This window comes from Marinococcus salis (assembly GCF_054971365.1).
This window is the reverse complement of the sequence record NZ_JBQOJB010000032.1, coordinates 1-12,579: the sequence shown is the minus strand read 5'-3', so window position 1 is coordinate 12,579 and position 12,579 is coordinate 1. Positions and strand designations below refer to the sequence as shown.

At 38.7% G+C, this 12,579-nt stretch carries 6 protein-coding genes and 1 pseudogene; all 7 read left to right on the top strand.

Features of this window, described 5'->3' with window-relative positions:
- Nucleotides 1–67 precede the first annotated feature (67 nt).
- The 7 genes and pseudogenes from ACTTK6_RS15440 (at nt 68) to ACTTK6_RS15410 (ending at nt 12,324) form a co-directional block, all read left to right on the top strand.
- Entirely contained in the window at nt 68–2,053 is a 1,986-nt protein-coding gene (locus tag ACTTK6_RS15440; RefSeq protein WP_462833894.1) for a 3'-5' exonuclease, read from the top strand.
- A complete protein-coding gene (locus ACTTK6_RS15435) occupies nt 2,040–4,559 on the top strand; it encodes a hypothetical protein (RefSeq protein ID WP_462833893.1) in 2,520 nt (839 codons plus the stop codon). The genes ACTTK6_RS15440 and ACTTK6_RS15435 overlap by 14 nt, the downstream gene beginning before the upstream one ends.
- Nucleotides 4,543–6,198, top strand: a complete 1,656-nt coding sequence (locus tag ACTTK6_RS15430) for a UvrD-helicase domain-containing protein (RefSeq protein ID WP_462833895.1) — start codon at nt 4,543–4,545, stop codon at nt 6,196–6,198. Before ACTTK6_RS15435 ends, ACTTK6_RS15430 begins: the two co-directional genes overlap by 17 nt.
- Nucleotides 6,199–6,269: 71 nt before the next feature.
- Entirely contained in the window at nt 6,270–8,309 is a 2,040-nt protein-coding gene (locus ACTTK6_RS15425) for a hypothetical protein (protein ID WP_462833892.1), read from the top strand.
- Nucleotides 8,310–8,597: 288 nt separating this feature from the next.
- Nucleotides 8,598–10,640 (top strand): BglG family transcription antiterminator, encoded by a 2,043-nt coding sequence (locus ACTTK6_RS15420; protein ID WP_462833891.1) that lies wholly within the window; start codon nt 8,598–8,600, stop codon nt 10,638–10,640.
- Nucleotides 10,641–10,658: 18 nt separating this feature from the next.
- Entirely contained in the window at nt 10,659–10,925 is a 267-nt protein-coding gene (locus ACTTK6_RS15415) for a PTS sugar transporter subunit IIB (RefSeq protein WP_462833890.1), read from the top strand.
- 32 nt (nt 10,926–10,957) lie between these two features.
- Nucleotides 10,958–12,324, top strand: a pseudogene (locus ACTTK6_RS15410) (PTS ascorbate transporter subunit IIC).
- Nucleotides 12,325–12,579: the final 255 nt, after the last annotated feature.

Sequence of the window (12,579 nt, the reverse complement as noted above, 5' to 3'; positions counted from 1 at the left end):
CGACCCTGGAAAGCGTGTATGACGCCTACCGCGTGGCCTGACCCACAAAATCATCAGGCGGATGATATTGGATATAATTTCCAATATTTACTTCTATGACCAACATTTGTTTTCAAACCTGCAACTTAAAAGTAATTATTATGACTTAACTGGATTTCGTTATTATTTAACGTGGATGGAAGAGTTAAACGATGTTGAAATTGGTACAATTCATTCGTTTGCTAAACAATTTATTGAAAAATACGGCGATGTAATTGGCTATTATAATAATGTGAAAGTGAGAAGTTATGTACATGTTAGGAAGAGTACTATTAGAAAAAGCATAGATCTTTTCGCTAATAATTATCCTCAGTTTTACAATAATTTCAAATATGTACCACATTATGAAATAGAAAATATAATTAATAGGATCATAAAAATTATTACAAATAAGTCTCTATCAAAGGAGCAAATTAAAGAGATAGATTATGGCGAAGACAGCCTGGATTTTAATAAACTAGCTCGATTTGTAGTCAACTACGTTTATGAAGAATTAGAAAAAACAAAAATAAAAGAACAAACAATCGAAATTAGTGATCTAATAAGCAAATTAAACAGTATATCTCATCATTATTTAGAAACCCGTGATAATTACCGAATGTTTATGATAGATGAATTCCAGGACACAGACGAAGTTCAAATTGATTTTATTAAATGGGTAGCTCAACTACATCAAGCAAAATTACTAGTGGTGGGAGATGAAAAACAGAGCATATACCGATTTCGGGGAGCCGAATATACTGCGTTCAATCAATTAGCAGCACATATAACAAAGGTCGGAGAAACTTATAAAGAAATATCCCTTAGAAAAAATTACCGAAGTCGGAAGCCTCTATTAGAAAAGTTGGATTTGCAATTTCAAAATTGGGAGAACGCCGTAGATTATTTTCGCTATGAAGAAAATGACCGTCTAATACCAACTGATAGTGAAAACGAAATTATTTTTAAAGAAGATTTGGTATTATCAAGGCACAGTGAAAAAGAATTTATAAATATACTGAAAAGAATTTATAAAGAGGATACCTGTATTTTAGTTCGTACAAATCGTCAAGTTCAGGAAATTGTGAATACCTGTGAAAAAAACGGTATTTTTTGTGAAGCTATTCAAGCTGGAAATTTTTATCGTTCAGTAGCTGTTAGAGAGTTTTTATTATTACTCAGAAGGTTTACACATCCTAATGTTTGGAAAGATCGCTGGGCGTTTCATCTTTCGGCTTATGGAGATCGTAAAGTTACTGTAAGGCAATTTCTAGAAAAATATCATCCGTCTAGAAAATATGCAATGTCATTGTTAAAAGACCATGATCTACTTCAAGAATTTTCAGAATATAAACAAAAAAGTGATTTTGAAATCATTAAAGCAGTTATCGAGAAAAAAAATCCTGCTGATAATTTTCGAATTCTTTTTTACAAAAAACTAAGGAGCGAAGATCCTGAAGGAGACTGTAAGTTACAAAAAGTAGAAGCATTAACAAAAATGAAAGAATATGAACGGAATTTAGAAAAGTTACTTTTTATTTTAAACGAAGAATTTGAAGGTTCTTCTCCATCTTTTGCTCAAATAGAATCATTTTTAAGAATAAAGATGAATACTGACAGAATCATCGATGAAAACGTAATAACAGAAAAAAACAACCATCGGGTAAAAGTAATGACAGTTCATCAAGCAAAAGGACTTGAATTTGAAAATATTGTATTACCTATAACTGATTTTCCATTAGTGCCGAATTATGGTGATCAAGTAGTCTTAACCAAAAATAAAAATAATGAATGGGGATTGGGCTACCATATTTTTTTAAAGGATCTTGAAATTCGTAATAGTATAATAAAGAACATTTCTCGTGAAGAACAAAAAGAACAAATAGCCGAGGAAACTCGTTTATTATACGTTGCTTTAACAAGAGCCAGAAAAGCAGCGTACGTGGATGCCTCATTGGATCATTACCAATCTAGGAAAATAAAATTTTGGAAAGATTTATTATCGAGGGGGGATGTCAGTTATGTTTCAAGTTGAAACTTTCAATAATACAAAATTATTTTATAGTAATGTTCCTGCTTCTGAAAATTCGCTGCACGTCTTCCCAACCTCATCTTTAACAAGGGTTGTCGAAAAGCAAAACCCGCGATTAAAAAATGTTTTAATTTCATATCAAGCTTTAACCAGCAGACTTTTTGAAGAATGGGAAGATCCTAGAACAGAAATTTATTTTACCTCTTGTATAAGAGAAATTTTAAACGAAGAAGATAGTGAAGCTGCAGAAAAGCTTAAGCATAACATTTCAGAAGTTGCTAATAGCTTTAGGTTTGTAGCAGAACTATTAGGGATGCCTTTATGTGAAAAAGAAAAAACGACTAAAGAAGAAAAACTATTTCGTCGTATCAGTAATGAATTAATGAAGGATAGTAAAGTACAAAAATATAAAAATCAATTGCTCAGTATTAACAAAAACGTATTAGAAAAAGCTTTTCGTATGAATTCGATAACCAAGATTTATATTTATCAAGAAGATTTCGTGTTTGCTTCAAGAGTACTATTATTTCATCTTTTAGATCGAGCGGGGATAGAAGTGGTTTTTAGAATCCCTTATGATGATCGATTTAAACAAGTAAATCGAGGATGGGAAACCATATATAAAGCTTTAACTACTAATTCTAGTATGCAAAATTGGAATAAGATTAACCTATCGCCTGTTTTAAATGGAAGTAAATTTGCTTATTATCTAGATCATAAAAGTGAAATACTACCGCAGGAAAACACAATAATTAAAGTGACTTATTTCGATCATCCTACTGAATTTGCATATCATTTAAAGGAAAAACAACTAAGTGAAGGAGTATATGAAATAGCAAGTTTGAATTATGAATTTTTAAATCGTTATTTAGGGATACAACGTAAAAACGAGGTGAATTCTAAACTTGAAAAGTTTTTAAAACTTTTAAACGAGTGCAATAAAACTGAAGATGATATTGAAATGACTTATGAAGTTTTTCGTGAAATTATTTTATCTGGATGGATAAATTTGAAAGCTGCAGAAGGCAAAAAGGCTGCAGGACTCTTATTGGATTTACAAGATTATATGAATAACGTGACTTCTATAAAAGAAATTACTGAGCGATTACAACTAGTCATAAAACTCAGAGATATGAGTGGTATATTTGATCAGCTATCACGTGACCAAGTAGGTAATGATCAAGTAAAGCGTTATCTATCGAATCCTATTAGAATTTTTTCATATGTACATCAAAGTCGTTATGAAATAACCCCAAAAATGCTTTTAGATTTGGCAAAAGACTTGGAAAAGAAATTGAATTATTTAATGTTCAAAGAAAATGATGTAATCACTATTAAAGAATTTCAACAACGTTTAATAAGTATTTTAGGTCAAACAGCAAATTTTGACGAAAAATATAATAAAAATAAGAATCAGAATCAGCTTTTAAATTTCTCAATAAAAGAAAATTGGCGTTTGAATCAAAAAGATATTCTGCAATATTTTTTAATTGAATTAGGGGCTACCGATGATGAAGACTACCGAGAACGCATACAAAGCTATCCGGACATGGTAGGAGCTGTTTTAAATGCTGAAGAAGTTCATATAACTGATTTATCACTTGATAATTTTCCAACACCAGAACCACGATTGCCAGCTTATCTAAGTCATGAATGGATGAAAGAGTCTATAAATGCTTCATTTAATGAATATACAAGAAATGTGTTAATACATGCTATTTTAATTGATTATCATTCCAGGAAAGAAAACAGTGCATTTATGTTATACAACTTATATCATGTTATTGCCTACAATAATTCCCAAGCTACACTAAGTTGGATTGGTAATGAATTGAAAGAAACGAATGCGGCTATTTACCTTAACATTATAAGTCACCTCTATTCGAATGGAGAAATTGAAAATTATAATTATCCCGATAATGAAATAGAGAACTACGATTGGGAAGAGGATGGTTATCACCAAAAAAATAACTACAGTTTAAATACGCTAAAAATGTTACCAGACTTATACTGGATAGATTTAGATTTCTGCCCAAGGAAGTTTGTTTTTAATTTAATTGAACATCAACCAATTTATGATAATGAACTTCATCAACAATTAGCTTTCGGAATTATAGGTTCTTTACTTTCAGACCAACACAGGGGAAGAGAGCAGTTAGAAGAGGTGATTTTCCCTCTTTTTCCACACTGGACAGATACTCAGAAACGAAGCTTTATAGATACAGAAGAATCGTTAGAATTACGTAAATATAAAAATTTTGAAAATGTAAATTATCCAAGACTTATTGAAAAAATTCATAAATTAAGATCAAAAACTAATAATAATTTTTTTCGGAAGAGATACGATGATGACGATCTGAATTCTGAAAAAGCCATTGAAGAAATTCAAAATTTAATTAATCATAACAATTTAGATGTATCTGCATATCCTGGGAGCCATTGTCGAATGTGTCCACATTTATATATGTGTAATGAGGGGGAATACGCTATTGATGAAACAAGCTACTGACACTCAAGAAATGCATGAACAATTTGTATTAAACTCTGCGAAAATTTGGCAGAATTATTTTGATACTAACGATGTCCTCCCGCATATTGAATTGAGCGAGGAACAAAAAATGGTAGTGCAGCAGGTAGATAGTCAATTAATGATAAACGGATCTGCTGGAAGCGGAAAAAGTATAACGTTGCTGTATAAATTAATTAAAACTCTGGAGCAAGAAGAACCAGGGCAGCGTATCTTGTATTGTACATTTAATAACACTTTAATTTCAGACACGGAAAAAAGATTAGAGCAGTCAAACAAATTTAATGAGTTAAAAGAAGCACATGAATTGGAAATTGCCACTTTTCATAATATGTCAACGAATTTATTGAGAGAGATCGGATTAAAAGATACGCCTTTCAGATCTACTGTTCAATCTAAGATGGTTAAAGTTGAAGATAATGTTCAAAGAAGAACAATGGTTTTAATAGACAATTTTATGAAATCTAATGAGCATGCAAATTTACCTGAAGAAGAACAACTTTATCAAACGCATGCAGGTAATTTTTTAAAGGAAGAGATTGCTTGGATTAAAGCTAACGGCTATATTGACAAAGAAATTTATTTAAATAAAGAACGTACAGGCAGGGGAGTTAATCCCAGATTAACAAGAATGCAAAGAAAGACTATTTATTATTTGTTTCTAAAATATTTAAAGATGACAAAAGAAAAATTTCACGGTTATCTCGATTACGAAGATTATGCATTACTACTTCTAAAACATATGGAAGAGATTTCGGAAGACTTAAAGTATGATTATTTGTTCATCGATGAAGTCCAGGATTTCCAACCTATGCAAATAAAAGCTTTAGTAAAATTAACCAAAAAAGCTATTATTCTTTCAGGAGATTTAAAACAGAAAATTTATCAAAATAGCCCTTTAACCTATAAAGAGCTAGGATTGAAATTAGAAGGACGCCGAACAAGAAAACTGAAAACAAATTATCGCTCGACAAAACAAATCATGAAATTCGCGGGCACAATTCAATTTACTGATGTAGAAAATGATAGAGAAGATGATCAATTATTCGTGCGGGAAGGTCCGAAACCTAGAATTCGTTATGATGAAGATGAAACTACACAAGCTAAATTTCTTATTAGGGAAATTAAAAAAATTCGGACAAGTACTCCAGAAGCTACTATTGCTGTTGTTCATAGATATGAAGAAAACATTGGCAATATTGGTAACTCTCTTCTCTTAATAAAATTAAATAGAGAATTTAATACAGTTACATCAGAGCAGTATAATAAGAATTTTAAGTATTCCCAGAAATTAAAGCCGGTTTATTTTACAGATCCCTTTGGAGTAAAAGGTTTAGAGTTTGATTATGTGTTTGTTATACATTTTGATTGGGATCATTATCCTAATCAAAAAAGGATTAAAGATCTTAAGAATAGATCTAGCGGTGATTCGCTTTCAGAATCTTATTTAAAAGATGAAGAAAGTATTCGTAATGATGAAAAGAAAATTCTATATGTAGCAATCACCAGAGCAAAGCAGGAAGTAACACTTCTGGCCATAAAAAGAATTTCGCCTTTTATAAGAGATTTCGAACCAAAAAATTATGAAGCGTACAACTTTAGTAAAAAGAAATACTCATAGAGAATTTAATCAATGTATAAATAGTTTGTGGAATTAAAAACAGTAAATATTCTTTTTTAGAAGGTGAAATAATGAAAAAGGTCGACTATAACGAATACCCTGAATCAAGAAAATGGGAAGAGAAAAGATTCTCACTTCCAAAAATCCCAAGGGGAGATGAGGGCCAAGCCTCTGCTCTTCGAAAAACTTTGCAGGCTGTAAATGATAGAGTTTCTTATAATACCATTCTTGAAATAGAAGGAAGCACCAGTAAAGCGACATTAGATCAATTATGCATATGGTTACGTCCTATAGGATTAGTATATAAGGATAAAGGAAATTGGATGGTCTCGGATGAAGGAAACAAATGGCTTGAAACAGAGGACCATCTGTACTTGACAGCAATTTTTAACGCTAGAGTTCGCTTCATCGGGGAACTGCTTGTAAACTTAAAAGAACCAAAAAAAATATCGGAGCTACTTGATATAGCTAAAAAAGATTATGGCTTAACGTGGGACAGTACATCGGAAATTGGTATAAGGCTAACCTGGTTTAAACAGTTAGGATTGGTTGAATATGAGGATTATAAATTCACTTATTCATTAACAGAAGAAGGTTTAAGTTTTATTCAAAATATTTCATATGTTAAACCAGAAGAAATCATCCAAGTAACAGACTCTACAATAGATGAAAAAGAACTGCCTGTATCTAATTGGGCGTTAGAGTTAACTAAAATATCACAGCAAGAATTAGAAAATAGAAAACCAGCTATTGGTTATATCCCAGGTAATATCTCCGAAATTCTTAATACTTTGAGTGAGTATGTGCAATTAACATCCCAACCAATAGAAATAGATTCCATTATTAATTACTCTAAAAAGACATATGCCATTGCAGATTCCTCTATCAGGGCTTTTATGACTACACTTACTACTATTGAATTTGTAGAAAGAAGAACGAGAACGTTATTTTCAGCAACAGAGATAGGCAAGAAGTGGGAAGCCACGAAATCGGCCCTTGATTTAGTTTGTTGTTTCCAAAGCAAAGTTCTTTTTGTTTTCGAAATGCTTAAAGAATTAGAGAAAAATAATTTGAGCACAAGAGAACTTGCAGTTATTGCTAAAGTTTCTTATGGATTTGATAGTGAGAGAATGGGAGAAATGAGAAAAAGAATTCATATTTTACGTAGCGCTTTGTTAGTGCAGGAAAAGGACACTGAAAAGTATTGCCTTACAGAAAGAGGAAAAAAGTTTTTAAAAGTTATTTCAGTGCAATCCAAAAAAGAGTCTGAACAATATAATGTTGAACCTGGAGATAATGAAGATCTTATTGAGAAAGAAAACATTGGTGAATCATTAAAAGAATTACGTATGGCTTCAAAAGATTCTTCTAACCCTAAAAGATTTGAAGAGGCAATAGAGAAAGCATTTGCTTTGTTAGGTTTTAAAACTTTTTTGTTTGGAGGCTCCGGGAAAACAGATGTATTATTGCAAGCACCAAGTATCCCTAAATATTCATATAAAGTAAGTGTAGATGCAAAGTCTACGTGGACAGGTATAGTAATTGAAGGGCAAATAACTTTTGATACTTTAAAAGAACACAAAAAATTGCATGAAGCAGATTATATTGCTGTGGTAGGAGGAGACTTTCAAGGAGAAAGGCTAATCAAATGGGCCACCGAGCATAGCGTGGTATTAATTGATATTAACTCTCTAGAACAATTAATCAAACTTCATCATGAAGTGCCCCTTCAATTTCAATCTTACGAAAAAGTCTTTTCTCAACCTGGATTGATAGATATTAGCATACTAGAAGAAGACAGAGCAACAGTTAAAAGATCAGGTCTCTTATTACAAACTGTGATGGATTGTCTTGTAGATGAAAGCTTGGATCCAGTAACTGGTGGTTTTTTAGAGGAAAAAGACATATATCGAATGTTAAGAAACGATAAACAATTTGAACAGCCTCCTACAATGGAAGAAATAGGAGCTATGTTAGGTTTCTTAGCATCGCCTTTGATAGGTTGTATCGGTCATCATAATAAAGAAGGGTATTTTGCCTTAGGATCATTAGTAGATGCTGCTAATAAATTCAAATTTTATAATCAAGCTTGTTTAACTGAAGGTGTTTAACATTACTATGCTTCTTTTAAGTTCATTGAACTTAAAGGAAGCTTTTTTCGTTTAAAGACTTAAATTAATAGTTTTTAATAAGTATCATTTTGCAAATTCCTATTCTACAAATTTGAAACGCGGAAAGCCCTTACATAGTTGCGGCGGTTGTATTATAGTAACGGTAATCACTAGTGATGAGCAAATACATTTTGCAATTTGAAACAAAGAGGCGGGAGGTGAATCATCATCGTCCTGGATCAGCGCCGGACGGCGATCTTAAATTATGTGCTGCAGGCGGACACGGTTGTGGAAGTGGACTGGTTAACAAAGCAGTTCGGCATCTCACAGCGCACCATCTATTACGACCTTCAGCAGATTGACGACTGGCTCGAGGAAAACAGGCTGAGGCGCACCCAGCGGATCTACGGCAAGGGCATCTACCTGGATGCGGAGACAAAGCGGAAGCTGCAGGATGTTACCCACATCGACAATGACTGGGACTACCGGTTTGACCAGTGGGAGCGCATCTACCTGATCGTGCTGCATCTCCTGGTCGCGAAAGCAAACGTGCGGACGAACACGCTGCTCGACTGGATTAACGTGAGCCGCGGCTCGCTGTTTCGGGATATGAAAAAAGCCGCAGAGTGGCTGGAGCCAAAACGCATCCGCATCAAAAACGAAAAACACGCTGGCTACTATCTTGATGGGAGCCGGGAGGATAAGCAGCAGCTGTTAAACACGATCATTAAAGACATTTTCTCCGAGCGTTTCTCCGAGCGGATGGAGGAAAAAGCGCAGCAGATGCTCTCACCTGCGGCGCTTCCACAGGAGGATCAGCTGTATGCCCTGATCGAACGCGAAATCCGGCGCGTCGAGACGATGCTTGAAGTGCAGTACAGTAACGACAGCGTCCGCTCTCTGGTGCTGCAGCTGCTCCTGGCCGCGCAGCAGCCCGGAAGCGCCCCGGCCGTCGATATCGACGATGAGGAAAAGGAAATCATCCGGCAGACGAAGGCGTACCAGGCGGCCCGGGAAATCCAGCGCAGCCTGCAGGAGAACGGGCTGGTCTCTCTCGCGGAAGAAGATGTTTATTACTTCGCGATGCACCTGCTCGGCTCCCGGGTTCAGCGGGAAACAGCCCAGCAGTCCAAAACGGAGGAAGAACATCAGCTGCGCATGATTATCACGAAAATTGTCAACGACTTTCAGGTGGTCGGCTGCCTCGTGTTTGACGAACGAAGGCAGCTTGAGGACAATCTGCTGGCGCACTTAAAGCCCGCCTACTACCGGATGAAGTACGACATGCCGATCGCCAATGACTACGTGGCGGAGGTGCAGAGGGACTACCCCGAGATTCTACATCTGACCCGGCGGTCGATTACCCACCTGGAGTCCTATTTGGGCAAGTCCGTCCCCGAGGAGGAAGCCGCCTACATCGCGATGCACTTCGGGGGCTGGCTGCACCGGGACGGCGTCCAGACGAACAAAAAGTACACCGCCGTCGTCATCTGCGAAAACGGGATCGCGGCGTCCGCCCTACTGCGGTCACAGCTCGAAGCCCTGCTTTCGGAGCTGATGGTCGAAGACATACTGTCCCGGCAGGAATACGAGGCAATGGACCGGCACGTGGACATAATATTCACCACCATTCCCGTACCGGAAACCGATACACCGGTAATTCTGCTCCCCCCGTTTTTAACCAACGAGGAGCGGGACGCCGTGCACGCCAGATTAAAAGAGGTGTTCGCCGAAAGCAGCCCCGGTGCTTTTGAAGAAGAGGCGCTGCTGGATGCGATCAGCCAGCACGCGACCATCCATGAGCGCGAGCAGCTGGCCGACAAGCTCCGGCATTTCTTAAGGGGCGATATTTCAAAGGTAAAGGAGACAACCAAACCCATGCTAGAAGAACTGCTCAACGAAGACACGATCCTAATGGAAGAATTCGCGGCGGATTGGCAGGACTCGATCCGCAAGGCTTCCACTCCGCTTACGGATAACGAGAGCGTGAATGCCTCCTACATCGAAGCGATGATCCAAAACATTGAAGAGCTCGGCCCGTATGTGGTCATTGCGCCGGACATTGCGATTCCGCACGCTCGCCCCGAATCAGGCGTTAACAGGCTCGGCATGAGCCTTTTGCACCTGCAGCAGCCGGTCCAGTTTTCCAATGAGGAAAAGTACCAGGCGTCGGTCGTGATTGTGCTCGCAGCAATTGATAACGAAACGCATTTAAAAGCGCTGTCGCAGCTGACCGAGCTGCTGTCGGAGCCGGATGCAAAGGAGAAGCTGTTAAACGCAAAGTCCAAGCAGGAGATTATGCAGCTAGTTAAAACGTATTCAACCCAATAACAACGAGGAGTGAGAAAAATGAAAAAGATTTTAGTCGTATGCGGTAACGGACTAGGAAGCTCGATGATGGTGGAAATGAACGTAAACAGAATTTTAAAGGAAATGAACGAGGAGGCGGACGTCTCCCATACGGATCTGACGACCGCCAAAACGGAAAGCGCCGATCTGTACATTGGCTCCGCCGACATTCTCGGCAACCTCGACGACGGCACGCGCAACATTGCGCTTCTGAATAACCTGCTCGACAAGCAAGAGCTGCGGGACGCCCTGGAAAAAAATCTGTAAAGCATCAGGCAAGTTAGAGGGGAGGTTGAGTGATGGTAGACTTATTGATGAATGACTTGTTGGGTACACCGGAAATTCTGGTCGGACTGTTTGCCTTTATCGGCCTGTTGATTCAACGGAAGGCAGCGTCGGACGTCGTGTCCGGGACGCTCAAAACAATACTCGGCTTTGTGATTTTAGGAGCAGGGGCAGCAGTGATTACCGGGTCGCTCGACCAGTTCAGCGCCATGTTCAACCAGGCGTTTAACGTCGACGGGGTCATTCCGAACAACGAGGCAATCGTCGCGGTTGCCCAGGACGCGTTTGGGGCGGAAACGGCCATGATTATGCTGTTTGGTATGATCGTCAACATTATTTTGGCAAGAATTACGCCGTTTCGCTACATTTTCCTGACCGGGCATCATATTATGTTTATGGCGTGCATGATCGCGGTTATTTTGACGACCGGCGGCATGACGGGCGTGCCGATGGTAGCGCTTGGCTCCATCATCCTAGGGTCGCTCATGGTACTGCTTCCGGCCATGTTGCAGCGTACACGCGTGAAATTACGCAGTCCGACGACATTGCGGTCGGCCACTTCGGCTCCTTTGGTTATTTTGTTTCCGGCTTTCTTGCAAAGCGGATCGGCGACAAAAGCAAAAGCACCGAAGACATCAAGGTGCCAAAGTCGCTCGGGTTCCTGCGTGACACTACCGTATCCGTGTCGCTGACGATGGTTATCCTGTTTGTAGTGGTTGCGCTGTTCACAGGGCCGGCGTTTATTGAGTCAGAGGTGAGCGAAGGCCAGAGCTTCCTGATCTTCGCGCTCATGCAGGGCCTTACCTTTGCAGCCGGCGTTTACATCATTCTCGCCGGGGTGCGGATGCTGCTCGGTGAAATCGTACCGGCGTTTAAGGGTATTGCGGATAAAATTGTGCCGAACGCGAAACCGGCGCTCGATGCACCGGCTGTATTTCCATTCGCAAATAATGCGGTGATTATCGGCTTTTTGTTCAGCTTTATCGCGGGCCTTGGCAGCATGTTCATCCTGCCGCTGCTGGGCCTGGCCGTCATCGTGCCGGGGCTTGTGCCTCACTTCTTTACCGGAGCGGCGGCCGGCGTCTTCGGCAACGCCACCGGCGGAAGAGTGGGTGCCATTGTCGGCGCTGTAGCGAACGGTGTAATGATCAGCTTCCTGCCGGCACTGCTCCTGCCGCTGCTCGGCGATCTCGGCTTCCAGAACACTACGTTTGGCGATGCTGACTTCGGCGTCATCGGCCTTGCACTTGGCAACCTGATCATGCTCGTCCAGTCCCAGTGGTTGTACTCGCTGATTATCCTCGCGGTACTCGCAGGCATCTTCCTGCTCAGCTGGAACCGCAACAAGGGAAAGAAAAACGAAGAAGAAAAAGCGGCTTGATTTAGTGGAATAGGAATATATTAGAAATATGTAAGGAAACCTCGACTTCAATGTTAGTCGGGGTTTTTTGTATTTGAATTTAATTTTTGAGTAAGCAGAGATTATTTAGAGGCTGAATCTAACGATTTTAAATTTAAATGAAAAAGTTATTCTTTTTTAAAATAACTTTTTCATTTAATGGCTCAACACCAAAATATGTTCTTGAAAAATATGTGCTTGATAAAAAGAAATGAAAAAACATCTGCCCCTCTGTTA

What these genes read in the sequence shown, in the direction of transcription:
- ACTTK6_RS15435 (WP_462833893.1), top strand. Translation starts at nt 2,040, where the DNA reads ATGTTTCAAGTTGAAACTTTCAATAATACAAAATTATTTTATAGTAAT.
- ACTTK6_RS15415 (WP_462833890.1), top strand. Translation starts at nt 10,659, where the DNA reads ATGAAAAAGATTTTAGTCGTATGCGGTAACGGACTAGGAAGCTCGATG.
- ACTTK6_RS15430 (WP_462833895.1), top strand. Translation starts at nt 4,543, where the DNA reads ATGAAACAAGCTACTGACACTCAAGAAATGCATGAACAATTTGTATTA.
- ACTTK6_RS15425 (WP_462833892.1), top strand. Translation starts at nt 6,270, where the DNA reads ATGAAAAAGGTCGACTATAACGAATACCCTGAATCAAGAAAATGGGAA.